Source organism: Streptomyces sp. cmx-4-9, from assembly GCF_046548835.1.
Classification (GTDB): Bacteria; Actinomycetota; Actinomycetes; order Streptomycetales; family Streptomycetaceae; genus Streptomyces.
In genome coordinates this window covers 1-25,877 of record NZ_JAEBEE010000008.1, presented here as the reverse complement: position 1 = coordinate 25,877, position 25,877 = coordinate 1, and the positions used below count along the sequence as shown (strand labels likewise).

Here is a 25,877-nt window from a genome sequence, read left to right as displayed (position 1 = left end):
GGTGAAGGCATGTATAACGCACGCCCCAGCAGGAGGGAAGAGGCATGACCCGACGTCAGACGGCGCGGTCGCGAAGCGTGTTGCACGGCCCGGCGCGGGCGGGGCCGTACCCTTCCCCGGTGGAAGAAATGCCCGTTGACCACCGCCGGAGCCGATCCCTGCGGGTGCTGCTGGACCCCCCGAACCCGGCGCTGGCCCTGCAACTCGGCCTCCAGCCGGACATCGAGGTCGTCCGGGACGCACTGTCCCGCCCGGCGGTGGCCCTGGTGGAGGAGCCGGGCCTGGTCGCCGGCGTGCTCTCGCAGGACCCGGAGTGCCGGGTCCTGGTCCTGGCCGGCTCCGCCCGCCCCGGCCTGCTGAACGCGGCCCTGGCCGCCGGCGCGGCGGGCCTGGTCGTCCGCGACGGCCCGGTCGGGGAACTGGCCGACGCCCTCCGCCGCGCCTCCCGCGGCGAAACGGTGGTCGACCCCGGCCTGGGCTGAAACCGGGACACCGGGCGCCGAATCCTTTTGCGGCCCACCCGCCTCCCATGGGTGTGCCGGTGACCACGCCGGCACGGAAGTCGACCGGGAGGTCCTTGTGACAGTCGCCATTGCCGCAGCCGTCGTCGCACTCGTACTGCTCTGCACCTGCACCGTACTCGTCCTGCGCCGGCGGGGCCGGGCCCGTGGCTGACCGGGCGTGGCCCGGCGCCACGCTGATCGCCGCCGCACAGCAGGGCGACGTGGACTCGCTCGCCGCCCTGGTGTCCGGATCCCATCCGCACGTACGCCGCTTCGCCCGCACCCTGTGCGCCTCGCCCGAGGACGCCGAGGACGCGGCCCAGGAGGCGCTGATCATCCTGTACCGCAAGATCGGCATGCTGAGGGCGTCGGGGGCCCTGGCCTCGTGGATGTTCCGCATCGTCCGCAACGAGTGCCTGCGGCGCGCCCGGTCGGCCGTCCCCCGGGGTCCCGGACCGGTGCCGGACGGGTCCGTGCGGTCCGCCGAGGACGAGGTGGTGCTGCGCCTGGAGGCGGCCCGGGTGGCGAAGGCGGTCGCCGCCCTGCCCGAGGACCAGCGCACGGTGCTGGTCCTGCGGGACGTCCAGGGCTGGAGCGGACGCCTGACCGCGCAGACGCTCGGCCTCAGCACCCCGGCGATGAAGTCCCGGCTGCACCGCGCCCGCGCGGCCGTACAGCTCGCCCTGCACCCCGTTCCCGGAGGCGGCGATGACCCGGCGGACCACTGACGGCGGCCCGGACTTCGCGAGCCGCTCCCTGCCCCGGCACCTGGTGCGCGGCGCCGTCGGCTTCGGCTCGCTGGCCGGCGCTGTCGCCCTGCTCCCGCTGCTGGGGCCGGCCAGTCTCCTCCTTGCGCCCGTCGGCCTGCTCGCGCTGCGCGGGTGCCCGGTGTGCTGGGCGGTGGGGCTGGCCCAGACCCTGTCCCGGGGCCGGCTGCGGCGGGCCTGCACCGACGGCCGGTGCGCGCTGGTACGGGACGGGTGAGGGGCCGGACCACCGCCGGGAGCAGGCCGCCCCCGCCGGCCCCAGGCCCGGCCGCGAGGCGGGCCAGGGCCGGGAAGGCCGCGGCGGGGAAGGGCGCCGCGGGATGGGCCGGCCGGCGGCAGGCCGCGGCGGGGGCAGCCGCGGCGGGGGCAGCCGGGGCGGGGTCACCTGCGCAGCAGGGTGACCACCGCCGCTCCGCCGAGGCCGATGTTGTGGGCCAGGCCGACCCGGGCGTCCCGGACCTGCCGGGGCCCGGCCTCCCCGCGGAGCTGCCAGACCAGTTCCGCCGCCTGCGCGAGCCCCGTCGCGCCCAGGGGGTGGCCCTTGGAGATCAGGCCGCCGGAGGGGTTGACCACCCAGCGGCCCCCATGGGTCGTCGCCCCGCTCTCCACCAGCTTCCCGCCGGCGCCGTCTGCGCACATGCCCAGCGCCTCGTACGTCAGCAGCTCGTTGATCGAGAAGCAGTCGTGCAGCTCCACCACGTCCACGTCCTCGATGCCGAGCCCGGAGGCCTCGTACGCGGAGCGCGCCGCCGCGGCCGTCATCGGTTTGCCGACCACGTCGATGCAGGAGCCCCCGAAGCTCTCCCCGGTGTCCGTGGCCATCGCCTGCCCGGCGATCTCCACCGCCTTGCCGTGCAGGCCGTGCCGGACCACGAACCGTTCCGAGACCACCAGCGCGGCCGCCGCCCCGTCGGAGGTGGGCGAGCACTGGAGTCTGGTCAGCGGGGTGTGGATCGGCTTGGCCGCGAGGACCTCCTCCACCGAGTACACGTCCTGGAACTGCGCGTTCGGGTTGTCCGCCGAGTGCCGGTGGTTCTTCGCGCCCACCATCGCGAGCTGCACGGCCGTGGTCCCGTACCGCTCCATGTGCTCCCGGGCCGCGTTCCCGAAGATCTGGGCGGTCGGCGGGGACATCTCGAAGCCGTGCGCGGCGGCCATGATCCCGTAGTGCCGGGCCACGGGCGAGGTCGCGAAGTCCCCGCCGTCGGCCCCGCCGCCGAGCGCGCCGCGCTTCATCTTCTCGAAGCCCAGCGCGAGGACGCAGTCGTTCAGGCCGCCTTCCACGAACTGCCGGGCCATCATCAGGGCCGTGGAGCCCGTCGCGCAGTTGTTGTTGACGTTGTAGACGGGCACGCCGGTCAGGCCCAGTTCGTAGACGGCCCGCTGTCCGGCCGTGGAGGCCTGGAAGCAGTAGCCCACCGGCACCTGCTCGACGAGGCCGTAGTCCACGCCCGCGTCCGCGAGCGCCGCGGACCCGGCCTCCTTCACCATGTCCCAGTACGGCCGGTCGCCCGACTCGGGCTTCTCGAACTTCGTCATGCCGACGCCCACGATGTACGACTTCATGTCCCTGCTGTCCCTTCAGTCCCTGGGGAGGCCGAGCATCCGCTCGGCGACGACGTTCAGCTGGACCTGCGTGGTGCCCCCGGCGATGGTCAGGCAGCGGGACATGAGCATGCCGTGCACCGCCCGCTCCCCCGCCCCCTCGCACACGGCTCCGGCCGGCCCGAGGAGTTCGAGGGCCAGCTCGGCGGTCCGCTGCTGGTGCCCGGTCTGCAGGAGCTTGCGCACCGAGGCGCCCGCGCCCGGTTCCAGCCCCGACACCTGCTGGAGGGTGGTGCGCAGGCCGATACAGGCCAGGGCGTGCGCCTCGGCGGCGAGCGCCCCGATCCGCACCCGGTACGCGTCGTCGAGGCCGGCCGAGCGGTCGATCAGGGCCTCCAGGCCGGTGTCGAAGGCCATCTGGTCGGCCATGTGCACGCGTTCGTTGCCCAGGGTGTTGCGGGCCACCTTCCAGCCGCCGTCCGCCGCTCCGACCAGTGCGTCCGCGGGGAGTTCGGCGTCGTCGAAGTACACCTCGTTGAACAGGGCCTCCCCGGTGATCTCCTTGAGCGGCCGGACCTCGATGCCGGGGGTGTTCTTCATGTCGACGACGAAGTACCCGAGCCCCTGGTGCTTGGGGGCCGCGGGGTCCGTGCGGGCCAGCAGGATGCCGAAGTCGGCGGTGTGCGCGGAACTGGTCCACACCTTCTGCCCGTTGATCCGCCAGCCGCCGCCCCCGGTGCGTTCCGCGCGGGTGCGCAGCGAGGCGAGGTCGGAGCCGGCGCCGGGCTCCGAGAAGAGCTGGCACCAGCTCAGCTCCCCGCGCAGGGTCGCCGGTACGTAGGCCTCCCGCTGCGCCCGGCTCCCGTAGGCGAGCAGGGAGGGCACGACCCAGGTGGCGATGCCGAGGTCGGCGATCTTGACTCCGGCCTCCTTCAGCTCCTGCTGGACGACGAGCTGCTCCACGGCCCCGGCGGCGCGGCCGTACGGGGGCGGCAGGTGGGGGGCGGCGTAGCCGGTGGGGGCCAGGATCCGCCGGGCGGCGGCCGGGTCGAGACCGCGCGCGTCCCCGATGGCGGCCCTGGCCTCCTCCCGGTAGGCCTCGGCCTCGGCAGGGAGTTCCAGGCGCAGTTCGCGGCGGGCCCCGGCTGCGGCGCTGCGCACGGCCCGCAGCCGGTGCCCGTCCCCGGGGCCGAGGAGCTGGCGGGCGACCAGGGCCCGCCGCAGGTGGACGTGGGCGTCGTGCTCCCAGGTGAAGCCGATGCCGCCGAGGACCTGGATGCAGTCCTTGGCGCAGGACCAGGCCGCGTCCAGGGCGCTGCCGGCGGCGAGGGCCGCGACGAGGGTGCGCACCTCGGGGGCGGTGCCGGGGCCGTCGGCCCGGGCGGCGTCCCAGGTCAGCGCGCGGGCCTGTTCGAGGCGGACCAGCATGTCGGCGCACAGGTGCTTGACCGCCTGGAACCGTCCGATGGGCCGGCCGAACTGCTCGCGCACCTTGGCGTACTCGGCGGCGGTGTGCAGTGCCCAGGCGGCGGTGCCGCAGGCGTCGGCGGCGAAGAGGGTGCAGGCCAGGTCCCGGACGAGCGCCGCGTCGAGGTCCAGTGCGCGGCGGGGCGCGGTGGTCACCCCCCGGGCGCGGACCTCGGCGGTGGGGCGGGTCGGGTCGGCGCTCTCGTGCGTACGGATGTCCAGGGCGGCGGCGTCCACCGCGAACCAGCGGGTGCCGTGCGCGGTCTCGGCGGCGAGCAGGACGAGGTCGGCCTCCCCGGCGCCGAGCACGGGCGGGGCGGTCCCGTCGAGGAGGTGGCCGCCGCCTTCGACGGCGACGGCGGTCAGGGTGCCGGGGCCGAGTGCGACGGCGCCGATGCGCCCGCCGAGGGGTTCGGCCCCGGCCCGTTCCAGGAGGACGGAGGCGAGGGCGCTCGCCAGGAACGGTCCCGGCAGCGCGCCCCGGGCGGCCTCCTCGACGACGACGGCCAGGTCGAGCAGGGCGCCGCCTTCCAGGTGGGGCTCCCGCAGGCCCTGCGCGGCCATGGCGTCCCAGTAGGCGGGCCGCTGCCCGGTCCCGGTCGGGGTGTCGAGCAGCTTGCGCACTTCTTCGGGCGGCACCGTACGCGCCACCCAGCCGCGGACGGCTTCGGCCAACTCCCCTTGTTCCGCTGTGATTCCGATGCCCATGCGCGGCAGACTAGAACACGTTCCATTCTGACGGAAGGTCAGATCGGGGTGTTCTTCGCGGCCGCCGGGGACCCGGCGCTAGCCGGCCAGTTCCAGCAGGGCCACCAGGAGCATGGGGAGGGAGGCGAGGGCGCCGGCCGTGCCCAGGAAGCGGAAGAAGCCCGGCGAGACGGACTGCCCGGGTGCGCCGAGATCCCCCCGGAGGTGCCGGCGCAGTTCGGCGTTGGCCTCCCCCCGGCGGGCGAGGGCGCTCGCGGCGCCTCGTATGTCGAGCGCCAGGGTGGCGCCGGCGAACAGGCTGGTCAGGCTCAGGGCCAGAAGGAAGATGCCGATGCTCATACGAGGTCCCCCGGGGTGGTGTGGTGATCGGCCGGACCGTAGCAGGAGGCCCCGCGCCTTCCGCGGCCGGCGCAGCCCGGCGCCCCGACATGGACCCTTACCGATCGGTAGGGCAGCATGGGCGGCCACAGACGCGCACCGCCCGCCGGAGGAACACATGGCCGCCACCCCCAAGCCGGAGACCCTTGCCGCCTTCGAGGCCGCCAAGGGGTTCATGCCCGTGCGGGAGGGGCTGGCCCTGTACGCCGCCGCCACCGCGGCCGGGGCGCTGGGGCTGCCGCTGCTGGAGGTCGGGACGTACTGCGGGCGCTCCACGATCCTGCTGGCCGACGCGGCCCGCGAAGCGGGGGTGCCCGCGATCACCGTCGACCACCACCGGGGCAGCGAGGAGCAGCAGCCCGGCTGGGAGTACCACGACCCGGGCGTCGTGGACCCGGAGGTCGGCCTGATGGACACGCTGCCCACCTTCCGCCGGACCCTGCACCGGGCCGGTCTGGAGGACCACGTGATCGCGGTGGTCGGCCGGTCCCCGCAGGTGGCGGCGGTCTGGGGTGGTCCGCTCGGCTTCGTGTTCATCGACGGCGGGCACACGGACGAGCACGCCACGGGCGACTACGAGGGCTGGGCCCCGCACGTGGCCGAGGGCGGGACCCTGGCCATCCACGACGTGTTCCCGGACCCGGCCGACGGCGGCCGGGCCCCCTACCGGATCCACCAGCGCGCCCTGGCCTCGGGGGCCTTCGAGGAGGTCTCGGTGACGGACTCGCTGCGGGTGCTGCGCCGTACCGGTCCGGGCATCTGAACCGACCGGTCCGAGGGCGTACTCGCCCTCGGATGGAGCAGCATCCGACTCGCGGACAGTTCGTCGGATTAGCATCGCGGCGTGCGCAACGACGACAGTCTCCCGCCCTCGCCCCCGTCCCCCTCCCCCGAGTCCGCCGGATCCGCCGATCCGGACCGGCACTGGTTCACCCGCCGCTCCACGCTGGTCGTGGCGGCCGCCGCCCTGGCCCCGGCCTGCCTGGCCGGCTGGGTCCTGACCCAGACGCTGACCGGCGCCGGGTCCGGGTCCGGGGAGCCGGCGCAGGCCAAGCCGGCGGCCGCCTCCCGTACGGCCCACGGCGACGCGAAGCCCCATGCGGGTGCGGCCGCGACGCCGTCCCCGGCGGCGCCCTCGCCCGGCCCCGCCAAGGGTCCGCTCGCGGGCCGGACGGTCGTCGTCGACCCCGGCCACAACGCGGGCAACTTCCAGCACGGCACCGAGATCAACCGGCAGGTGGACATCGGCACGGGCCGCAAGGAGTGCGACACCACCGGCACCACCACCAATTCGGGTTACATGGAGGCCGAGTTCACCTGGGACGTCTCCCAGCGGCTGAAGACCGTACTGGAGGCCCAGGGGCTGAAGGTGGTCCTCACCCACCACAACGACCGCCCCTTCGGCCCGTGCATCGACGAGCGCGCCCGCATCGGGAACGAGGCCGCGGCCGACGCCGTGGTCTCCGTGCACGCCGACGGCGTCTCGGCGGGCAACCGCGGCTTCCACGTCATCCTCCCGGCCAAGGTCAGGGGCGGCGGCGCGGACACCTCGAAGATCGTGGAGCCCTCCCGGCTGCTCGGCGAGCGGATCGCCGGGAACTTCGCCCGGACCACGGGGACCTCGCCCGCCAACTACCTCGGCGGGGGAACCGGCTTGGACGTCCGCGACGATCTGGGCGGACTGAACCTGTCGACGCAGCCCAAGGTCTTCGTCGAATGCGGCAACATGCGCGACGCCAAGGACGCGGCGCTGCTGACCAGTCCGCAGTGGCGCCAGAAGGCGGCCCAGGGCATCGCCGACGGCATCGTCGGGTTCCTGGGCGGGTAGGGCACCGGCAGCCCCGCCGGGGCTGCTCGCCGCCCCGATCCTCTCGGTAGCGCGAGACGTCCGTACCATGGTGCCGCCCGCCCCGCTCTGCGACCGCGGCACCACGAGACGACCGAGACCGAGAAGGACACCTAAGACGTGAACATCCGCTCCCTCACTCGAGGCGACGGCGTGGTGATCGGAGCAGCGGCGCTGCTGTTCATCGCCTCGTTCCTCGATTTCTACTCCGCACCCTCGGTGGACGCGCCGAGCGCCTGGGACACCGACGTGTACCGTCTGGCGCTCCCGACCATCTTCCTGGTCGGATTCATCGCCGTCGGCCTGCTCCTCGCGGGCCGGTTCCTGCCGCAGGGCCGCCAGTTCGCGGGGCTGCCGCTGCAGGCCTGGGGCACGGTGCTCGCCGTCGCGGCGGCCTGGGCGTCCCTGTGGTCGCTGATCACCTGCCCGACCGGCGCCGATCTGGGCGCCGGCGCGATCCTCGCCTTCATCGCCACCCTGGCGCTGGCCGGCGTCGCCCTGTTCGGCGCGAAGGTCCCGGCGCTCGCCGGGGCCCTGGTGCCCGAACCGAAGCCGGCCGCCGTCCCGCCGTACGGGGGCCAGCCGCAGCCCGGCGCCGGGTACGGCTACCCGGGCGGCCAGCAGCCGTACGGCTCCACCCCGCAGCCCGTCCCGCCGTACGGCGGCTCTCCCACGCCGGCCCCCGCCCCGGACCGGCAGGACGCGGCGCACCACGCCGCCCAGGCCCCGGCTGCGGAGCCGGCGGGTGACTTCACCCCGTTCTGGTTCGCCGTTCCGGTGGCCCGCCCCCTCTTCGCCGAGGACGGCTCCCCCACCCCGATCGCCGAACTCGCCCCGGGCACCTGGTACCTGGCGGTGGAGCAGCGCGGCGCGGCCACGCTGGTCGCCCAGACCCAGGACGGGCGCCGCGGCGTGCTGAACGACACCTCGGGCATCCAGCGGGGCTGATCCCCCGCGCGCTCCGCACGGCCCCCCGCCCTTCCGGGCGGGGGGCCGTTGTCCTACAGTCATCTGACGCGCCGTCAGATACGTGGGAGCAGACTCGCGGAGGGGACCGTACATGCGCCTGGGACTCGCACTCGGCTACTGGGGCCGGGGCCCCGACCCGGCCCACCTCGACCTCGCCGTCGAAGCCGAGAACCTCGGCTACGACTCGGTGTGGACAGCCGAGGCCTGGGGTTCGGACGCCTTCACCCCGCTGACCTGGATCGCCGCGCACACCTCGCGGATCCGGCTGGGCACCGCCATCGCACAGATGGCCGCCCGCAGTCCCACCGCCACCGCCATGCACGCCCTCACCCTGGACCACCTGTCCGGCGGCCGGATGATGCTGGGCCTGGGACTGTCCGGCCCGCAGGTGGTCGAGGGCTGGTACGGGCGCCCCTTCCCGGCGAGCCCGCTCACCGCCACCCGGGAGTACGTCGACGTCATCCGCCAGGTGCTGCGCCGGCAGGCGCCGGTCGCCCTGGACGGCCGCTTCCACAGCCATCCGTACCGCGGCGCGGACGGCACCGGCATCGGCAAGGCCCTGCGGCCCATCACCCACCCGCTGCGCGCGGACCTGCCCCTGCTGCTGGGGGCGGAGGGGCCGAAGAACATCGCGCAGACCACCCGGATCGCGGACGGCTGGCTGCCGCTGTACTGGTCGCCGACCCGCACGGACGTCTACCAGGCCTCGCTGGCCGAGGCACCGCAGGGGTTCCTGATCGCACCGATGGCCCGGGCCAGGGTCTGTGACGACGTGGCCGAGGGGCTGCTGCCGGTCAAGGCGATGCTCGGCTTCTACATCGGGGGCATGGGGCACGCGGCCCGCAACTTCCACGCCGACCTGATGGGCCGCATGGGGTACGAGGAGGCGGCCCGCCGCATCCAGGAGCTGTTCCTCGCCGGGCGCAAGGAGGAGGCCGTCCTCGCCGTCCCGGACGCCTTCGCCGACGAGATCTCGCTGGTCGGCCCACGGGAGCGGATCGCGGAGCGGCTGGAGCTGTGGCGCAAGGGCCCCGTCACCGACCTGCTCCTGACCGCCCCCGACCCGCACACCCTGCGCGTCCTTGCAGAGCTCAACAGCTAGCGCGGTGACCGGGGCAGGGCTTCCAGCAGTTCGCGCACGTCCAGCGGCATGACGGCGATCTCCAGCGCGGCGCCGTCCGGCTGCACACAGGTGGCGATCCGCGAGCCGGGGTTGATGGCGACGCCCTCCCGCACGGTGGGCACCCGTACCCCGGTGACGCGCCCGCCGGACAGTTCCACGGCCTCGCCGCGCTGCGGCACCCACCGCACCGCGCCCTCCCCCGCGTGCACCCGGCCGGGCCGCCAGCGGCCCCGGCCGGCGGGGACCCGCACCATGCACGGGAGCCCGGCGGGGGGCCCGGCGGCCGTCCGCTGCCGGTGCCTGCGCCGCAGCAGCCATCCGGCCCCGGCGGCGGCGAGGACGACGCCCACGATTTCGATCACCGGCCCATTGAAACAGGCCGCACGGCCGGAAGGGGTGCCCCGGCGGCCGGTGCGGCCGGCGGGGCACCCCTTCGGGTACGAGCGGGTACGGCCCGGTCGCCGTCAGCCGCCGCTGAGCTGGGAGGTGCTGGGGACCTTGTCGGTGACCGGGGCGCCCGCGCTCTTGCCGGCTTCCTTCACGCTGTTGATGACGTCGTCGAAGGAGTTGATGTCCGCGTCGCCGGCCTGGCCCTTGCGGAGCTTGCTGCCGAGGCCCTTGAGGGACTCGATGCCGGCGGTCAGCGGGGCCACCGCCTTCGACAGCAGCGGGTCGCCCTTCGCGTTGACGGAGGCCGCCTTCAGCCGGTTGTAGGCGAAGGCGCCCGCCAGGCCCGCCTTGATCAGGGCGAACGTACGGCCCTTGGCGCCCTTCTTGAACTTGCCCGCCTTGTACGGCTTGATGATCCACTGGTACGTCGCCCCGGCCGCGAGTCCGGCATTGGCGACGAAGCGGGTCTTCGCGAATTTCTGCTTCTCGGCGGAGGTGCTCGGCGAGGGCGTCGCCGCGGCCAGTTCGTCGGCCTCGGCTGCGACGGGCTCGGCCGCCGCGAGGGCCGCCAGCTCGCCCATCGAGGCGGAGGAGAGCTCCTCCCGGTGGCTCCGGGCGCCGCCGGCGTCGCTGCCGCAGGCGGTGGCGCCGACCAGCAGGGCGGTGGAGAGGACCACCGCCGTCACGGCGCGGCGGAATCGGACGGTCGTGGGTAGGGACACGGTTTCCTCCGGGGACTGAGGTGTCCACCGCAGCCTCACCCCGGCCCCGCCCCTGCACCACTCGGGGGACCCGTTCGGGTTTGGCGCGCCGCCTGGCGGCAACACGGTTGACATGCCCACACACACCCGAGCAAGAAGCGCACGCGGAAGCAGTCAGGCCGGTCGGGCCGTCGCCCTGGTGGCGGACGTGCTGGCCTTCGTGATCGCCCTGTGGATCCTGATGTACCTGCTGGACGCCAACCGTGGCAACGAGCTCGTGGAGTTCGTCCACGACACCGCCACGTGGCTGGCCGGCTGGTCCTACGACCTGTTCACCTTCAGCAAGGAATGGGTCCAGGTCGTCTTCGGCTACGGCGTGGCCGCCGTGGTCTACCTCCTCGTCGGCCACGCCATCGCGGGCTGGCTCTACCGCCGCTGAGCCGTCCGGTCCGTCGAATCCGTCCGGTCCGTCCGGTCCGTCCGGTCCGTCTTCTCCGGATCGTGCCGGTCAGTCGCCGCAGCAGTCCGGTTCCAGGCCCGCCGGGAGCGAGGTCCCGCCGAACACGTCGGTGGTGGCCTCGTGCCCGCCCAGCGCCGCGACGGCCAGCAGCAGCGACCCGGCGGTCCAGGTGGTCTGCTCCACCGGCCACACGGCCCCGTCCTGGAACACGTACCCGGTCCAGTACATGCCGTTGTCGGCGCGCAGGTGGGTGATCGACCGCAGGACCTCCAGCGCCCGGTCGGACTGCCCCGTCGCCCACAGCGCGAGCGCGAGCTCGCAGGACTCCCCGCCCGTCACCCACGGGTTGGGCAGGACGCAGCGCACGCCGAGGCCCGGCACAACGAACTCGTCCCAGCGCGCGTCGAGCCGGGCGGTGGCCTGCTCCCCGGTCAGCGCGCCGCCGAGGACCGGGTAGTACCAGTCCATCGAGTAGTGGCCCTTGTCGAGGAACCGCTCCGGGTGCCGTCGGATGGCGTGCCCGAGCGCGCCCGCGGCCAGCTCCCAGTCCGGCTGGGGCTCCCCGCGGTGCTCGGCGACGGCCAGCGCGCAGCGCAGCGCCTGGTGGATGGAGGAGGACCCGGTCAGCAGCGCGTCGGTGACGGGCGTGCCGTCGCTCTCGCGCTTCCAGCCGATCTCGCCGCCCGGCTGTTGCAGCGCGAGGACGCACTCCACCGCCGCGTACACGGCGGGCCACATCCGGTCGAGGAAGGCGTCGTCTCCGGTGGCGAGGTAGTGGTGCCACACGCCGACGGCTATGTACGCGGTGAAGTTGGTCTCGCGGCCGGCGTCCTGCGGCTCGGCGGTGTCCACGCCGTCCTCGCGGTCGGCGTAGGCCGCGTACCAGGAGCCGTCCTGGTTCTGGTGCCGGGCCAGCCATGCGTAGGCCCGCTCGGCGGCCTCGTGTTCGCCTGCCGCGTCCAGCGCCATCGCGGCCTCGGTGTGGTCCCAGGGGTCGAGGTGGTGGCCGCGGAACCAGGGGACGGCCCCGTCGGACCGCTGCACCGCGAGGATCCCGGCGACGGTCTCGGCGGCCTGGGCGGCGGTCAGCACGCCGTCGAGGACGAGGTGGTCGGGGACGGTGCGCCCGGGAGAGCTCACTGGGCGGCGCCGTCGGAGAGGGCCGGCAGGTGGGGCTTGGTCGCGTAGGCCACGAAACTCTTGCCGATCACCGGGTTGAGGGCCTGCTCCGCGAGCCGGGTCGCGAGGGGCTTCTTCATGATGTCCCAGACCAGGAGCTTGTGGTACGCCTTGACCGGGAGCGCCTGGTCGTTGTCGACGCCGAAGGCGCACTTGAGCCACCAGTACGGGGAGTGCAGGCCGTGCGCGTGGTGGGAGCCGTACGGCTTGAGGCCCGCGGCCTCCATCTTGCCGAGGAGTTCGTCCGCCTTGTAGATGCGGATGTGGCCGCCTTCGACCTCGTGGTAGGCGTCGGAGAGCGCCCAGCAGATCTTCTCGGGACCGTAGCGGGGCACGGTGACGGCGATGCGCCCGCCGGGCTTGAGCACCCGGACCATCTCGGCGAGGACGCCCTTGTCGTCGGGGATGTGCTCCATCACCTCGGAGATGATGACGACGTCGAAGGACTCGTCGGGGAAGGGCAGGGCCAGGGCGTCGCCCTCCATGGCGGTGGCGGTGGCCCCGGCGGGGGCCTCACCGGCCTCCTTCATGGCGGCGAACCACTTGGCGACTTCGCGGATCTCCTCGCCGTTGCGGTCGACGGCGACCACCTGGGCGCCTCTCCGGTAGCACTCGAAGGCGTGCCGGCCTGCGCCACAGCCCAGATCGAGCACGCGGTCGCCTGCGGCGAGCGGGAACCGGGAGAAATCGACGGTCAGCACGGGGTCCTGCCTTCGCGGTCGCGGGATCTGCGGGGGGTGCGGGGGTGGTTCATGGGGCGGAGGAGCGGACGGTCACCGTGTACGGCGGGCACGGGCCGCCTGCTCGATGGCGGCGCGGTAGTGCCCGACGGTCCCCTCGGCGGCCTTCGCCCAGGTGAACCGGGTGAGCACCCGCTCGCGTCCGGCGGCGCCGAGCCGGGCGCGCAGCTGCGGATCGTCCAGCAGCCGCCCGAGCGCCGCGGCGAGGGCGCCCGCGTCGCCCGGCGGGACGGCCAGGCAGGTCTCGCCGTCGGGTCCGGAGACCTCGGGGATGGCACCGCCGGTGGTGGCCACGAGCGGGGTGCCGGTGGCCATGGCCTCGGCGGCGGGGAGCGAGAAGCCCTCGTAGAGCGAGGGCACGCAGGCCACCTGGGCGCTGCGGACGAGGTCGACGAGTTCGGCGTCGGTGATGCCCTTGATGAAGCGGACCGCGTCCTGGAGGCCGTACGTCTCGATGGCGCGGGCCACCGGCCCCTGCTCGGCGCGCTTGCCGACGACGACGAGGTGGGCGCCGGGCTGCTCGGTGCGCAGCTTGGCGAGGGCCTCGACGAGGTGCACCAGTCCCTTGAGGGGGACATCGGCGCTGGAGGTGGTGACGATCCGTCCGGGGACCTCGGCGACGGACGCGTCGGGGGACCACAGGTCGGTGTCGGCGCCGATGTGGACGACGTGGATGCGCTCGTCCCGGACCCCGAGGTGCCGGGCGATCTCCTGCCGGGAGGAGCCGGAGACGGTCAGGACGGAGGGCAGCCTGCGGGCCACCCGGCCCTGCATGCGGGTGAAGCCGTACCAGCGGCGTACCGAGAGCCGCTTCCTGCGGCCCTTCGCTGCGTCGAGGTCCAGCTGCCGGTCCACGGTGATGGGGTGGTGGATCGTGGTGACCAGGGGTGCGCCGAGGTCGCCGAGCAGGCCGTAGCCGAGGGTCTGGTTGTCGTGGACCACGTCGAACTCGCCCGCCCGCGCGGCCAGGTGGCGGCGGGCGCGCAGCGAGAAGGTCAGCGGCTCGGGGAATCCGCCGGTCCACATGGTGGCGACCTCGACGGCGTCGATCCAGTCCCGGTACTCGTCGCGCCCGGGGGTGCGGAACGGGTCGGGGTGGCGGTAGAGGTCGAGGCTGGGGAGTTCGGTGAGGGAGGCGCCGGTGTCGAGCACCGGGTAGGGCTGCGCGCCGATGACCTCGACGCGGTGCCCCAGGCGGACGAGCTCACGCGAGAGGTGGCGGACGTAGACGCCCTGGCCGCCGCAGAACGGGTTCCCCTTATAGGTGAGGAGTGCGATGCGCAACGGGCGGTCGCCGTCGGCGGCGGACCCCTCGAAAGGGCTCGTCACCATGGCCTCAGCGGTCACTCTCGGCCCCCTTCTCCCTGCACTTTCGCCGGAGCGTAACCGCTCGGATAATGTAGAACAAGTTTCAGACTTGATCCGTTGAAGACCATTGAATCTACCGGCCGGAAACTACACCGTAAGAGGCGGAGCAGGTGATTCGCGCCACGGCCCGGGCGCCTGCGATGCTGATTCCGGTTCAGCCCGGACCAGCCGCCGCACTCGACCCCCCGCAACGACACGGAACGCCATGGAACGGGACACATGACAGCGGAAGCGAAGGCCGTCACGACGCCGGCGTCCCCGCCCCTGACGGAGCGCCAGGAAGCGCGCCGGCGCAGGATCCTGCACGCCAGCGCCCAGCTGGCCAGCCGCGGCGGCTTCGACGCCGTCCAGATGCGCGAGGTCGCGGAGTCCTCCAGCGTGGCGCTGGGCACGCTCTACCGCTACTTCCCGTCCAAGGTGCACCTGCTGGTGGCCACCATGCAGGACCAGCTCCAGCACATGCACACCACCCTGCGCAAGCGCCCGCCGGCCGGCGACGACCCGGCGGCGCGGGTCGCGGAGACCCTGATGCGGGCCTTCCGTGCCCTGCAGCGGGAACCGCACCTGGCGGACGCCATGGTCAGGGCGCTGACCTTCGCGGACCGCAGCGTGAGCCCCGAGGTGGACACGGTCTCCCGGCTGACCACGGCGATCATCCTCGACGCGATGGGCCTGGACGCCCCGCCGACGGCGGAGCAGCTCTCGGCGGTCCGGGTCATCGAGCACACCTGGCACTCGGCGCTCATCACCTGGCTGTCGGGGCGCGCCTCGATCGCCCAGGTCAAGATCGACATCGAGACGGTATGCCGGCTGATCGACCTGACGGCACCGGAAAAGGCCTGATTCCACCGGCCCGGGCCCGCGGTGCCTTCCGCGGGGCGGGGGCGAGGGCGGCCACGCGGGCCCGGGGCCGCGGCCTGGCCCTGGCCATCGGCCCGCCCCACTGCATGGGCCGCGCCCGCGCGGGGGCGGGAGCAGGCCCCGCGGGGGCGGCCGCAGCCGGCCGTGCGGGGGCGGCCACGCGGGCCCGGGGCCGCAGCCTGGCCTTGGCCTTCGGCCCGCCCCACTGCATGGGCCGCGCCCGCGGGGGGCGGGAGCAGGCCCCGTGGGGGCGGCCGCAGCCGGCTGTGCGGGGGCGGCCACGCGCGTCCGGGGCCGCGGCCTGGCCTTGGCCTTCGGCCCGCCCCACTGCATGGGCCGCGCCCGTGGGGGGGCGGGAGCAGGCCCCGTGGGGGCGGCCGCAGCCGGCCGTGCGGGGGCGGCCGCAGCCGGCTGTGCGGGGGCGGCCGCAGCGCTCCCGGGTTCCGGTTCCGCACGGCCGCCCCCGGCCCACCGCCACGACCGCGGTGCGAAGCACCCGGGCCCGCGCCTCCATCGGCCCCCGCGGTCCGCAGGCCCCGGCCGCCTCCGCGCGGGCCCAGGGCCGCGGCCTGGCTCTGGCCTTCGGCCCGCCCGCGGCGCACCGCCACGACCTCGGCGCGAAGCACCCGGCCCGCGCCTCCATCGGCCCCCGCGGTCCGCGAGGCCCCGGCCGCCTCCACGCGGGCCCGTGGCCGCGGCGCCTTCCGCGGGGCGGTGGCGGGGGCGGCCACGCGGGCCCGGGGCCGCGGCCCGCCCCACCGCGTGGGCCGCGCCCGCGCGGGGGCGGTCGCAGCGCTCCCGGGGTCCGGTTCCGCTCCCGCATGGCTCCGGCGGACCGGCGGACCCGTGCCGGGCTGGTTCGGCGGTGGTCACTCCTCCGGCGGGAAGACGGTCTCGCCCGTCCCCAGCAGGGTGATGGTGATGGCTTCCACCGGGCAGCCCTCCGCCGCGGTCAGGACCGGCTCGTTCGCGTCCGTCTCCGCCGCGCGCGGGCGCGACTGACGGGCCGTGTCGAGGGCGAAGCCCTCCGGGGCGTGGTTCACGCACATCCCCGAGCCGATGCAGACCCCGCGGTCCACCTCGACCTGCCAGCGGTCCCCCATCAGGCACCCGCCCCGTATCCCGCGGGCAGGTGGATCATCTTGTGCTCCAGGTACTCGCTCAGCCCCTCCGGCCCGAACTCCCGCCCCACACCGCTGTTCTTGTAGCCCCCGAACGGCCCCAGCATGTCCAGGCTGAAGGTGTTCACGTTGAAGGTGCCGGTGCGCACCCGGCGGGCGAAGTCGATGCCGTGCTCGACGTCGCCGGTCCACACGCTGCCGCTCAGCCCGAACTCCGAGTCGTCGGCGACCCGCAGCGCCTCCGCCTCGTCCCCGTACGGGATCAGGCAGACGACCGGGCCGAAGATCTCCTCGCGGGCGATCCGCATGGAGTTGTCCACGTCGCCGAAGAGGGTGGGCTCGACGTACCAGCCGGTCTCCATCGCGGCCGGCCGCCCGCCGCCCGCCAGGACCTTGGCGCCCTCCTCCTGGCCGATGCGGATGTAGTCCAGCGACCGCTGCCGCTGGCGCGCGGCCACCAGCGGACCGAGCTGGGTCGCCGGGTCCAGCGGGTCGCCGACCACCAGCGCCCCGGCCGCGGCGGCCAGCGCCTCGGCGACCTCCTCGTAGCGGCTGCGCGGCGCCAGCACCCGGGTCTGGGCCACGCAGGCCTGGCCGTTGTTCATCCAGGCGGCGGGGACGATCCCGGCGACGGCGGTGTCGAGGTCGGCGTCCGGCAGGATCACGGCCGCCGACTTGCCGCCGAGTTCGAGGGTGACCCGGGTGAGGTTGCGAGCGGCGACTTCCATCACCCGCCGGCCCGCGGCGACGGAGCCGGTGAAGGCCACCTTGTCGACGCCGGGGTGGCCGACGAGGTATTCGCTGACCTCGCGGTCGGCGGGCAGGATCGACAGCACACCCGGCGGCAGCCCGGCCTCGCGGGCGATGTCGGCGAGGATGTAGGAGTCGAGCGGGGCTTCGGGGGAGGGCTTGAGGATCACCGTCGAGCCGGTGAGCAGCGCGGGGGCGAGTTTGGCGGCGGCCACGAACTGCGGGACGTTCCACGGGATGACGGCCGCGACCACGCCCACCGGCTCCCGGCGCACCAGGATCGGCCCGAGAACACCCTGGCGGTGCTCCTCGTAGGGGAAGCCGCGTGCGACGGTGATCGCCGCGTCGTAGACCATCATCGGGCCGAGGGCCTGGGCGAGGATGCTCCAGGAGTACGGGGAGCCGTTCTGGGAACTGATCGAGCGGGCGATCTCCTCGTGCCGGACGGCGATGGCGTCCTTGATCCGGGAGACGACGGCGATCCGCTCGTCGAGGCTCATCCGGGGCCACGGCCCGCTGTCGAAGGCCTGGCGCGCGACCTCGACGGCGCGGTCGACGTCGGCCTTCGACGCGTGCGGGACGGAGCCGATGACCTGCTCGGTGTGGGGGGAGACGATCCGGATCCGGTCGGTGCCCAACGGGTCCGTCCACTCGCCGCCGATGAACAGCTGTCCGTGTTCCACGAGCTCGGTCATGGCTGAGGCCTCCTGCGGCTTGGCGTTCCCGAACTGATACCAGTTCTAGTTCGAGGAGTCCACGGCCAGGACGGAACGGCGCAGGAGATCCAACGACTGGTCAGAAAGCCGCGGAGATGGTCGACTTGGGCTACTACTGGAACGAGTTCTCGTCAGCGGAACAGGGGAGCCCCATGCCACAGGACGCGTCACCCGTGACCCCGCAGGTCACCGACCACGGCGGCGGCGTGTGGGGCATCAAGGTGCCCATCCCCGACAATCCGCTCGGGCACACCCTCGTCCACGTCCTCGACACCGGCCGCGGCCCGGTCCTCGTCGACACCGGCTGGGACGACCCCGCGTCCTGGGACGCCCTCACCGCGGGCCTCACCGCGCTCGGCACCTCGGTCGCCGACGTCCACGGCGTGGTCATCACCCACCACCACCCCGACCACCACGGCCTCTCCGGCCGGGTCCGGGAGGCCTCCGGCGCCTGGATCGCCATGCACGCCGCCGACACCGAGGTCGTCGTGCGCACCCGCTCCGCCGAACCCGGCGTCTGGTACGACTACATGAGCGACAAGCTCGCCGCCGCCGGCGCCCCCGAGGAGCACATCGCACCCCTGCGCGCCGCCCGTGCGGGCGGCCGCCTGCGGACCCTGCCGGGCCTGCGCGCCGCCGTCCCCGACCGGGAGATCGTCCCCGCCGAACTGCTCCCCCTCGCCGGACGCCGGCTGCGCGCCGTCTGGACCCCCGGCCACACCCCCGGCCACGTCTGCCTGCACCTGGAGGAGCAGCACCCGGCGAACCTCCCCGGCAACGGCCGGCTCTTCTCCGGGGACCACCTGCTGCCCGGGATCTCCCCGCACATCGGCCTCTACGAAGCCCCCGACGAGCACGGGGTCACCCCCTCCACCGACCCCCTCGGCGACTACCTCGACTCCCTCGAACGCATCGCCCGGCTCGGCCCCGCCGAGGTGCTCCCCGCCCACCAGCACGCCTTCACCGATGCGCCCGCCCGGGTCCGGGAGCTGCTGGAGCACCACGAGGAGCGGCTGACGGGGCTGTGGAGCCTGCTCGCCGAACCGCTGACCCCGTGGGAGATCGCGGAACGGATGGAGTGGAACCGGCCCTGGGCGCAGATCCCGTACGGCTCCCGCACCATCGCCGTCTCGGAGGCGGAGGCCCACCTGCGGAGGCTGGTGAAACAGGGCCGCGCCGAACCGGTCCCGGGCAGCGACCCGGTGGCCTACCGGGCGCTCTGAGCGCTGCGCGACCCGGCCCCGGCCCCCCCTCGCGACCCGGCCCAGGCCCCCCTCGCGACCCGACCCGCACCCCCCCTCGCGACCCGGCCCCCCCCTCGTACGGGAGCCGGCCGCGCCCCGCGCAGGCCCCGGGCGGCGGCCCCGGTAAGGGGCGAACGTGGCCGGCGCCACCCCGCCCCCGGGCTACGGGCCGGTAGAGTGGGCCCGTCGTCCACACTTCCGTTCGGGGGGAAGCCGGTGCAGATCCGGCGCTGACCCGCAACCGTGACCCGCTCCCGGCACCGCCCGGACGGGAAGCCGGAATGCCCCGTACCGAAGTGCGCGGCTCGAACCGCCGGGTCCCCCGGCGGTCGGCACCGTCGAGGTAAACGGAGCCGGAGCCCGGTGCCTGCGCGTGCCTGCCTCCTGCTCCCCTGCACGAGAGGCACCCCGCCCCCATGAACGTCCGCCGCAGCGCCGCCGCGCTCGCCGCCTCCGCCGTGCTCTGCGCGGGCGCAGCCCCCGCCGCTCTCGCCGACACCGCGCCGCCCGCCTCGCCCTCCGCGCCCCCGGCGGTCCCCTCCGGCCTGTACGGGAAGAACGACCCGACCTACGACGGCGTGTGGCGCCAGTCCGTGGCCCTGCTCGCCCAGCACACCGTCGGCGTCAAGCCCGCACAGCAGGCCGTGGACTGGCTGACCGGGCAGCAGTGCGCGAACGGCGGCTACGCCTCCTTCCGTGCGGACAGCGCCGCCGCCTGCGACGCCGCCACCCTGTACGACACGAACGCCACCGCGGTGGCCGTGCAGGCGCTGAAGGCACTCGGCGGACACGACGACGCGGTCAGGAAGGGCACGGACTGGCTGAAGTCCGTCCAGAACGAGGACGGCGGCTGGGCGTACGTGCCGGGCAGCCCGAGCGAGGCCAACTCCACCTCCCTGGTCATCAGCGCACTCGCCGTGGCGGGCGAGAACCCCGCCGAGACCAGGTCGAAGGCGGGCAAGTCCGCCTACGAGGGCCTGCTCCCCTTCCAGCTGGGCTGCTCGGCCGAACCGGCCGCCGACCGCGGCGCGTTCGCCTACCAGCCCGTCGACGGCAAGCTCCTCGCCAACGCCGACGCCACGGCCGCCGCGACCCTGGCCGGCCTCGGCAAGGGCGCGGTCGTCGTCCCCGCCGCCGCCGACACCCCCGCGGCGGCCCTGCCCTGCCCGGCAGGCGCCACCGACCCGCAGGGCGCCGCCCAGGGGGCGGCCGCCTACCTCGCCGAGGCCCTGAAGAAGGACGGCCACCTCACGGCCGTCACGCCGGGCTCGGACCAGCCGGTGGCGGACACCGGCAACACCGCCGACGCGGTGATCGCCCTGGCCGCCGCCGGCCACAAGCAGTCCGCGGCGGGCGCGCTGGAGTGGCTCAAGGCCAACTCGGCCGCATGGTCGAAGGACAGCCCCGCGGCCCTCGGCACCCTCGTCCTGGCCGCGCACGCGACCGGCACGGACCCCACCTCCTTCGGCGGCACCGACCTCGTCGCGGCATTGAACGCGACCGGCCCCGCCCCGCAGGGCGCGGACACCGCCGCGACCGCGGTCGACGGCGAGAAGGACAAGCCCTCGGGCGGCCAGAGCATCTGGTGGATCGTCGGCGCGGGCGCCGCGGCCGGCGTGGGCATCGGCATCCTGCTGAGCGGCCGCCGGAAGAAGAACGCGCTCTGATGCGCCGCCGTCTGCCCGCCGCGGCCCTCGTCCTCGGACTCGCCCTGGCCCTGCCGGCCGCCGCTCCCGCGCTGGCGGCCGGCTACCGCTACTGGTCGTTCTGGGACGGCGCGGGCGGCGGGTGGGCGTACGCCACCCAGGGCCCCTCGACCGCCCGGCCCGCGGACGGCTCCGTGCAGGGGTTCCGCTTCGCGGTGAGCAAGGACGCGGCGGCCGAGGCGGCGAAGCCCCGCACCGCGGCCGATTTCGAGGCCGTCTGCGGGGGGACCGCTCCGGTCGCGGGCCGCAAGCGGGTGGCCCTGGTCATCGACTTCGGCGTGTCCGGGGACGCACCGGAGGGCGACGCCCCGCCGCAGGAGGCCCCGCGCACGGCCTGCGCCCGGATCGCCCCGGACGCCACCACGGCCGAGGCCCTCGCCGAGGCCGCGAAGCCGCTGCGCTACAACGAGGCAGCGCTGCTGTGCGCCATCGCGGGCTATCCGGCGCAGGGCTGCGGGGAGCAGGTCGCCGCCCCGGCCGCGACGCCCGCCACCACCGGGCCCGACTCAGGCGGCCCCGGCGGCGGCCCCGGCGGCGGGGGCGGCCCCTCGGCGGGGCTCCTGGCCGGCATCGCCGCCGTGGCTGCGCTGGCCGGCGCCACCCTGTGGCAGTCCCGCCGCCGCGCCCGATGAGCGCGGCGCCTGCCGGACCCGGCGGCGGCACCCGGCCCAGGGGCGCGGCGGAGGACGCCGTCGCGGATGCCGGGCCGGGAGAGGCCGGCACGGACCGGGCGGGGAGTTCCGCACGGGCGGCGGCCGGGGGTGCGCCGCTCGCCGGGCCCGCGCAAGCACCACCGGGCCGGCGCAGCCGCCCCACGCGGCCCGACCCCGCGCACGGGGACCCGTACGGCAGGGGGGCTGCGGCGCAGGCGGCCGCGCCGGTGAGCCCCTTCGCCCGGCTCGCCCCGCCCGAGGCGAGCCGGGGCAACGCCCTGCACGCCGGCGCCTGGTGGCTGTGGGCCCTCGGGCTGGCCACCGCCGCCTCCCGAACCACCAACCCGCTCCTCCTCGGCCTGATCGTCGGCGTGGCCGGGTACGTCGTCGCGGCCCGCCGCACGGCAGCCCCCTGGGCCCGCTCCTACGGTGCCTTCATCAAGCTCGGCCTCGTCGTCGTGGGCCTGCGCCTGGTCTTCTCCGCGCTGCTGGGCTCCCCCATCCCCGGCTCGCACCTCCTGGTCACCCTCCCCGAGCTCCCGCTCCCCTCCTGGGCCCAGGGCATCCGCCTCGGCGGGCGCGTCACCGCGGAGCAGCTGGTCTTCGCCTTCTACGACGGCGCCAAACTGGCCGCCCTCCTCATCTGCATCGGCGCCGCGAACGCGCTCGCCAATCCGGCGCGGCTCCTGAAGTCGCTCCCGGCGGCCCTGTACGAGGCGGGGGTGGCCGTCGTCGTCGCCATGACCTTCGCGCCGAACATGGTCGCCGACGTCGTCCGCCTGCGGACCGCCCGACGGCTGCGCGGCCGGCCCACCGGCGGGGTGAAGGCCGTCCTCCAGATCGGCCTGCCCGTCCTGGAGGGCGCCCTCGAACGCTCCGTGGCCGTCGCCGCGTCCATGGACGCCCGCGGCTACGGCCGTACCGCGCAGGTCCCGCCGCTGGTCCGGCACACCACCAACGTGCTCACCCTCGGGGGCCTGCTCGGCATGTGCGCGGGAACGTACGGGCTGCTCGCCGCGCAGGGCGCCGGGTACGGGATGCCGGTGCTCGGCATCGGGCTGCTGCTGGCCCTGGCCGGGCTGCGGCTCGGCGGGCGGCGCTCGGTGCGGACCCGGTACCGGCCCGACCGGTGGGGGGCGCGGGCCTGGCTGGTCTCCGCCTCGGGTGCGGCCGTCGCCGCCCTCACCATCCGCTTCGCCGGCCTCGACCCGGACGCGATGGCGCCGGGCGTGGTCCCGCTGACCGCCCCCGGGCTGCCGCTGTGGCCGGCGGCCGCGGTCCTGATCGGCCTGCTCCCCGCCGTCGTGGCGCCCGTACCGCCCAAGGAGTCCTTGCAGTGATCCGTTTCGAGCAGGTGTCGGTCACCTACCAGGGTGCGGCCGGGCCTTCGGTGCGGGGCGTCGACCTCGTGGTCCCGGAGGGGGAGCTGACGCTCCTCGTCGGCCCGTCGGGGGTCGGCAAGTCCACCCTGCTGGGAACGGTCTCGGGACTGGTCCCGCACTTCACGGGCGGCACCCTGCGCGGCCGGGTGACGGTGGCCGGCCGGGACACCCGCACCCACCCGCCACGCGAGCTCGCGGACGTGGTCGGCACGGTCGGCCAGGATCCGCTCGCGCACTTCGTGACGGACGTGGTGGAGGACGAACTGGCCTACGGCATGGAGTCCCTGGGGCTGCCGCCCGCGGTGATGCGCCGCCGGGTGGAGGAGACCCTCGACCTGCTGGGCCTGAACGAACTGCGCGACCGGCCCCTCGCCACCCTGTCGGGCGGGCAGCAGCAGCGGGTCGCGATCGGCTCGGTCCTGACCCCGCACCCCCGGGTCCTGGTGCTGGACGAACCCACCTCGGCCCTCGACCCGGCCGCCGCCGAGGAGGTCCTGGCGGTCCTGCAGCGCCTGGTGCACGACCTGGGCACGACCGTGCTGATGGCCGAGCACCGGCTGGAGCGGGTGGTGCAGTACGCCGACCAGGTGCTGCTGCTGCCGTCCCCGGGCGCCGTCCCCGTCCTCGGCCCGCCGTCCGAGGTCATGGCGCTGTCCCCCGTCCAGCCGCCGGTGGTCTCCCTGGGCCGCCTCGCAGGCTGGTCCCCGCTGCCCCTGTCGGTCCGCGACGCCCGCCGGATGGCCGGCCCGCTGAGGTCCCGCCTGGCGGCCGCCCCGGCTCCCGCGGGTACGGGTGCGGCTGCTGCGGGTGCCGGGGCCGGGGCGGTCGTCCCGGGCCCGTCCGGGACGGCGGCGCCGGCCGGTCCGGCGCCGGCTGCCGCCTCCGGGGGCTCGGGGGGCTCCGGGCGCTCCGGGCTCCTCGCGCGGCTGCTGCGCAGGGAACGGCCCGGCCCCGCCGCGGCGCCCGGGGCGGCGCCGGGACCGGGGCGGGGGCCCGTCGCCGAGGTGCGCGGCCTCGGGGTGCGCCGCGGCCGCGCCGAGACCCTCCGCGGCATCACCCTCGCGGTGGCGCCCGGCGAGACCGTCGCCCTGATGGGCCGCAACGGCGCCGGGAAGTCCACCCTGCTCGCCGCGCTGGTCGGCACGGTCGCCCCGGCGGCCGGCGAGGTGCTGGTCGGCGGCGCGGTCCCGCACCGCACCCCGCCGCCCGAGATGGTGCGCAGGGTCGGGCTGGTCCCGCAGGAGCCCCGCGACCTGCTCTACGCCGACACCGTCGCGGCGGAGTGCGCGGCGGCCGACGCGGACGCCGGCGCGGCCCCCGGGACCTGCCGGGACCTTGTCGGCGCGCTGCTGCCGGGCGTCCCCGACGACACCCATCCGCGGGACCTGTCCGAGGGGCAGCGCCTGGCCCTGGCCCTGGCGCTGGTCCTGACCGGCCGCCCCGCGCTGCTGCTGCTCGACGAGCCCACCCGGGGGCTGGACTACGCCGCCAAGGTCCGCCTGATCGGGATCCTGCGGGGGCTGGCCGCCGACGGCCATGCCATCGTGCTGGCCACGCACGACGTCGAACTCGCCGCGGAGCTGGCGCACCGGGTCGTGGTCCTGGCGGGCGGCGAGGTCGTCGCGGACGGCCCGACCGCGGAGGTCGTGGTCTCCTCCCCCGCCTTCGCGCCGCAGGTGGCGAAGATCCTGGCGCCGGGGCACTGGCTCACGGTGAGCCAGGTCGCCCAGGCCCTGGCCGCCGAGCCCCGGGCGGCCGAGCCCCGGGCCGCGGACGCCCAGGCCGCGGACGCCCAGGCCGCGGACGCCCAGGCCGCGGACGCCCAAGCGGCGGACGCCCGGGCCGCGGACGTCCGGGCCGCGGACGCCCAGGCGGCGCGCGCCCAGGCCGCGGACGCCCAGGCCGCGGACGCCCAGGCGGCGCGCGCCCGGGCCGCGGACGCCCAGGCCGCGCGCGCTCAGGCCGCGGACGCCCAGGCCGCGGACGCCCAGGCCGAGGCCCCGGCCGACGCCGCGGAGACGCCGTGAGCCCCCGCGGCAAGGGCGCCGCGAGCCGCGCCGGGGACGGTCTGCGCCGCCCCGCACACCCCGCACGCCCCGCACGCCCTGCCCAGCCGGCACGCCCCGTGCGTTCCGCCCGCCCCGTGCGTTCCGTCCGGCCGGTAGGCATCGGTCCGCGCGCCGCGGCGGCCCTGGTCCTGGTCACCCTGATCGGCATCGCGGCGTTCGGCTGGCCGCTGCTGGCCGGCCGGCAGTCGGAGCTCGCGCACTCCCAGGACGCGCCGTGGCTCTTCGCGGCTCTGCTGCCCCTGCTCGTCGCGGTGGTCGTGGCGACCCTTGCGGACGACGGGATGGACGCCAAGGCCGTGGCCATGCTGGGGGTGCTCGCTGCGGTCGGGGCGGCCCTGAGACCGCTGGGCGCGGGGACGGCCGGCCTGGAGCCGATGTTCTTCCTGATGGTGCTCAGCGGCCGGGTGCTGGGGCCGGGCTTCGGTTTCGTCCTCGGCTCGGTGACGATGTTCGCCTCCGCCCTGCTGACGGGCGGGGTCGGGCCGTGGATGCCGTTCCAGATGCTGGCGCTGGGCTGGTTCTCGATGGGCGCGGGGCTGCTGCCGGGCGCGGAGCGGCTGCGGGGCCGGGCGGAGCTGCTGATGCTGGCGGCGTACGGGTGCGTAGGGTCCTTCGCGTACGGCACGGTCATGAACCTGCAGGGCTGGGTGATCCTGCAGGGCATGGGCCAGGGCATTTCCTTCCACCCGGGCGACCCGGTGCCGGAGAACCTGGCGCGCTTCGCCGCGTACTGCCTGGCGACCTCGGTGGGCTGGGACCTGGGCCGGGCGGCGCTGACCGTCGTCCTGACCCTGGGCTTGGGGGCCACGCTACTGAAGGCCTTGCGGCGGGCCACCCGAAAGGCGGCCTTCGATGCCCCGGTTTCCTTCGATTCGAGGGCCGCGGGCGGCTTCGACCACCCCCTCGACCGGGATACGTCCGGGCACGCCGGGTGAGATCGGGGGCCTGCGGGGGTGAGCCGCCCCACAGGACCCAGGTCACATACGAACCGGGGTAGTAGTCCTCAACGGGCCCCCCGAGCCTCTCCGCAACCGCCTCCCACCTGCACGCCGGCCTCCGGCGGCCGAAGGGGCCGTTGCGCCCCGGCTGCGAGGACCGCTAGTAACCGGGGCTCGTTGCCAGGGGGGCGGGGCGTCGGTAGAACTGGATGAGTCGCCAGGCGGTACGGGTGCTGCACCCGGTGGGAACCCCCGCTGACGAACCCCTCTCCCTTGCGTGAGTGGCTCACGCA

Annotated in this window: 25 protein-coding genes and 1 riboswitch; of the genes, 15 read left to right on the top strand and 10 right to left on the bottom strand. The window is 75.4% G+C overall.

Translation table 11 applies throughout. The features are described from left to right. Positions 1 to 128 precede the first annotated feature (128 nt). The 3 genes from ACLJTM_RS24310 (at position 129) to ACLJTM_RS24300 (ending at position 1,487) form a co-directional block, all read left to right on the top strand. Positions 129 to 482 (top strand): DNA-binding response regulator, encoded by a 354-nt coding sequence (locus tag ACLJTM_RS24310; RefSeq protein WP_411106239.1) that lies wholly within the window; start codon positions 129 to 131, stop codon positions 480 to 482. A gap of 185 nt (positions 483 to 667) precedes the next feature. After that, the gene (locus tag ACLJTM_RS24305) at positions 668 to 1,231 is read left to right on the top strand and encodes an RNA polymerase sigma factor (RefSeq protein WP_411105830.1); all 564 of its coding nucleotides are present in this window, start codon (positions 668 to 670) and stop codon (positions 1,229 to 1,231) included. Then, a complete protein-coding gene (locus tag ACLJTM_RS24300; RefSeq protein ID WP_411105829.1) occupies positions 1,212 to 1,487 on the top strand; it encodes a hypothetical protein in 276 nt (91 codons plus the stop codon). The genes ACLJTM_RS24305 and ACLJTM_RS24300 overlap by 20 nt, the downstream gene beginning before the upstream one ends. 164 nt (positions 1,488 to 1,651) lie before the next feature. Here the strand turns inward: ACLJTM_RS24300 and ACLJTM_RS24295 are convergent, their stop codons facing one another. From ACLJTM_RS24295 to ACLJTM_RS24285, 3 genes are all read right to left on the bottom strand, one after another. Further along, entirely contained in the window at positions 1,652 to 2,836 is a 1,185-nt protein-coding gene (locus ACLJTM_RS24295) for a thiolase C-terminal domain-containing protein (RefSeq protein WP_411105828.1), read from the bottom strand. A gap of 15 nt (positions 2,837 to 2,851) precedes the next feature. Further along, positions 2,852 to 4,990, bottom strand: a complete 2,139-nt coding sequence (locus tag ACLJTM_RS24290; RefSeq protein WP_411105827.1) for an acyl-CoA dehydrogenase — start codon at positions 4,988 to 4,990, stop codon at positions 2,852 to 2,854. Between the two features lie 78 nt (positions 4,991 to 5,068). Continuing rightward, the gene (locus ACLJTM_RS24285) at positions 5,069 to 5,329 is read right to left on the bottom strand and encodes a hypothetical protein (protein ID WP_411105826.1); all 261 of its coding nucleotides are present in this window, start codon (positions 5,327 to 5,329) and stop codon (positions 5,069 to 5,071) included. A 157-nt stretch (positions 5,330 to 5,486) separates the two neighbouring features. Between ACLJTM_RS24285 and ACLJTM_RS24280 the strand changes: the two genes are divergently transcribed. The 4 genes from ACLJTM_RS24280 to ACLJTM_RS24265 all read left to right on the top strand — a co-directional run bounded on the left by ACLJTM_RS24280 (position 5,487) and on the right by ACLJTM_RS24265 (position 9,285). Then, the gene (locus ACLJTM_RS24280; protein WP_411105825.1) at positions 5,487 to 6,131 is read left to right on the top strand and encodes a class I SAM-dependent methyltransferase; all 645 of its coding nucleotides are present in this window, start codon (positions 5,487 to 5,489) and stop codon (positions 6,129 to 6,131) included. Positions 6,132 to 6,212: 81 nt separating this feature from the next. After that, a complete protein-coding gene (locus tag ACLJTM_RS24275; protein WP_411105824.1) occupies positions 6,213 to 7,196 on the top strand; it encodes an N-acetylmuramoyl-L-alanine amidase in 984 nt (327 codons plus the stop codon). A gap of 138 nt (positions 7,197 to 7,334) precedes the next feature. Beyond that, on the top strand, positions 7,335 to 8,162 hold the full coding sequence (locus tag ACLJTM_RS24270; protein WP_411105823.1) for a hypothetical protein: 828 nt from the start codon (positions 7,335 to 7,337) through the stop codon (positions 8,160 to 8,162). A gap of 112 nt (positions 8,163 to 8,274) precedes the next feature. Further along, positions 8,275 to 9,285: an LLM class F420-dependent oxidoreductase gene (locus ACLJTM_RS24265; protein ID WP_411105822.1), complete on the top strand. Its 1,011-nt coding sequence runs from the start codon at positions 8,275 to 8,277 to the stop codon at positions 9,283 to 9,285. On the opposite strand, the gene ACLJTM_RS24260 is transcribed toward ACLJTM_RS24265, so the two are convergent. After that, entirely contained in the window at positions 9,282 to 9,668 is a 387-nt protein-coding gene (locus tag ACLJTM_RS24260) for a hypothetical protein (RefSeq protein ID WP_411105821.1), read from the bottom strand. The two genes, ACLJTM_RS24265 and ACLJTM_RS24260, sit on opposite strands and share 4 nt — an antisense overlap. A gap of 102 nt (positions 9,669 to 9,770) precedes the next feature. After that, positions 9,771 to 10,418, bottom strand: a complete 648-nt coding sequence (locus ACLJTM_RS24255) for a hypothetical protein (protein WP_411105820.1) — start codon at positions 10,416 to 10,418, stop codon at positions 9,771 to 9,773. 112 nt (positions 10,419 to 10,530) lie between these two features. Here ACLJTM_RS24255 and ACLJTM_RS24250 point away from each other — a divergent pair, with 112 nt between their 5' ends. Beyond that, a complete protein-coding gene (locus tag ACLJTM_RS24250) occupies positions 10,531 to 10,836 on the top strand; it encodes a hypothetical protein (RefSeq protein ID WP_411105819.1) in 306 nt (101 codons plus the stop codon). A 69-nt stretch (positions 10,837 to 10,905) separates the two neighbouring features. Here ACLJTM_RS24250 and ACLJTM_RS24245 read toward each other — a convergent pair whose 3' ends face one another. The 3 genes from ACLJTM_RS24245 to ACLJTM_RS24235 all read right to left on the bottom strand — a co-directional run bounded on the left by ACLJTM_RS24245 (position 10,906) and on the right by ACLJTM_RS24235 (position 14,123). Continuing rightward, positions 10,906 to 11,997, bottom strand: coding sequence for a prenyltransferase (locus ACLJTM_RS24245; protein WP_411105818.1), 1,092 nt, complete (start codon positions 11,995 to 11,997; stop codon positions 10,906 to 10,908). Next, on the bottom strand, positions 11,994 to 12,737 hold the full coding sequence (locus ACLJTM_RS24240; RefSeq protein WP_411105817.1) for a class I SAM-dependent methyltransferase: 744 nt from the start codon (positions 12,735 to 12,737) through the stop codon (positions 11,994 to 11,996). Before ACLJTM_RS24240 ends, ACLJTM_RS24245 begins: the two co-directional genes overlap by 4 nt. Before the next feature lie 72 nt (positions 12,738 to 12,809). After that, on the bottom strand, positions 12,810 to 14,123 hold the full coding sequence (locus ACLJTM_RS24235; protein ID WP_411105816.1) for a glycosyltransferase family 4 protein: 1,314 nt from the start codon (positions 14,121 to 14,123) through the stop codon (positions 12,810 to 12,812). A 240-nt stretch (positions 14,124 to 14,363) separates the two neighbouring features. Here ACLJTM_RS24235 and ACLJTM_RS24230 point away from each other — a divergent pair, with 240 nt between their 5' ends. Next, entirely contained in the window at positions 14,364 to 14,987 is a 624-nt protein-coding gene (locus tag ACLJTM_RS24230; protein WP_272257467.1) for a TetR family transcriptional regulator, read from the top strand. Positions 14,988 to 15,874: 887 nt separating this feature from the next. Here the strand turns inward: ACLJTM_RS24230 and ACLJTM_RS24225 are convergent. Then, positions 15,875 to 16,108 (bottom strand): ferredoxin, encoded by a 234-nt coding sequence (locus tag ACLJTM_RS24225; RefSeq protein ID WP_411105815.1) that lies wholly within the window; start codon positions 16,106 to 16,108, stop codon positions 15,875 to 15,877. Continuing rightward, complete coding sequence (locus ACLJTM_RS24220; protein ID WP_411105814.1) at positions 16,108 to 17,571, bottom strand: aldehyde dehydrogenase; 1,464 nt, start codon at positions 17,569 to 17,571, stop codon at positions 16,108 to 16,110. The genes ACLJTM_RS24225 and ACLJTM_RS24220 overlap by 1 nt, the downstream gene beginning before the upstream one ends. Before the next feature lie 173 nt (positions 17,572 to 17,744). On the opposite strand from ACLJTM_RS24220, the gene ACLJTM_RS24215 reads away from it, so the two are divergent. From ACLJTM_RS24215 to ACLJTM_RS24190, 6 genes are all read left to right on the top strand, one after another. Further along, positions 17,745 to 18,815, top strand: a complete 1,071-nt coding sequence (locus ACLJTM_RS24215) for an MBL fold metallo-hydrolase (RefSeq protein WP_411105813.1) — start codon at positions 17,745 to 17,747, stop codon at positions 18,813 to 18,815. Positions 18,816 to 19,042: 227 nt separating this feature from the next. Beyond that, positions 19,043 to 19,123, top strand: a riboswitch (cobalamin riboswitch). A gap of 129 nt (positions 19,124 to 19,252) precedes the next feature. After that, positions 19,253 to 20,503 (top strand): prenyltransferase/squalene oxidase repeat-containing protein, encoded by a 1,251-nt coding sequence (locus ACLJTM_RS24210; protein WP_411105812.1) that lies wholly within the window; start codon positions 19,253 to 19,255, stop codon positions 20,501 to 20,503. Continuing rightward, positions 20,503 to 21,174, top strand: a complete 672-nt coding sequence (locus ACLJTM_RS24205) for an SCO2322 family protein (protein ID WP_411105811.1) — start codon at positions 20,503 to 20,505, stop codon at positions 21,172 to 21,174. Before ACLJTM_RS24210 ends, ACLJTM_RS24205 begins: the two co-directional genes overlap by 1 nt. Next, positions 21,171 to 22,535: an energy-coupling factor transporter transmembrane component T gene (locus ACLJTM_RS24200; protein WP_411105810.1), complete on the top strand. Its 1,365-nt coding sequence runs from the start codon at positions 21,171 to 21,173 to the stop codon at positions 22,533 to 22,535. Before ACLJTM_RS24205 ends, ACLJTM_RS24200 begins: the two co-directional genes overlap by 4 nt. Then, positions 22,532 to 24,604 (top strand): ABC transporter ATP-binding protein, encoded by a 2,073-nt coding sequence (locus tag ACLJTM_RS24195; RefSeq protein ID WP_411105809.1) that lies wholly within the window; start codon positions 22,532 to 22,534, stop codon positions 24,602 to 24,604. Before ACLJTM_RS24200 ends, ACLJTM_RS24195 begins: the two co-directional genes overlap by 4 nt. Positions 24,605 to 24,720: 116 nt before the next feature. Continuing rightward, entirely contained in the window at positions 24,721 to 25,581 is an 861-nt protein-coding gene (locus tag ACLJTM_RS24190) for an ECF transporter S component (protein WP_411105808.1), read from the top strand. The last annotated feature ends 296 nt before the right edge of the window (positions 25,582 to 25,877 follow it).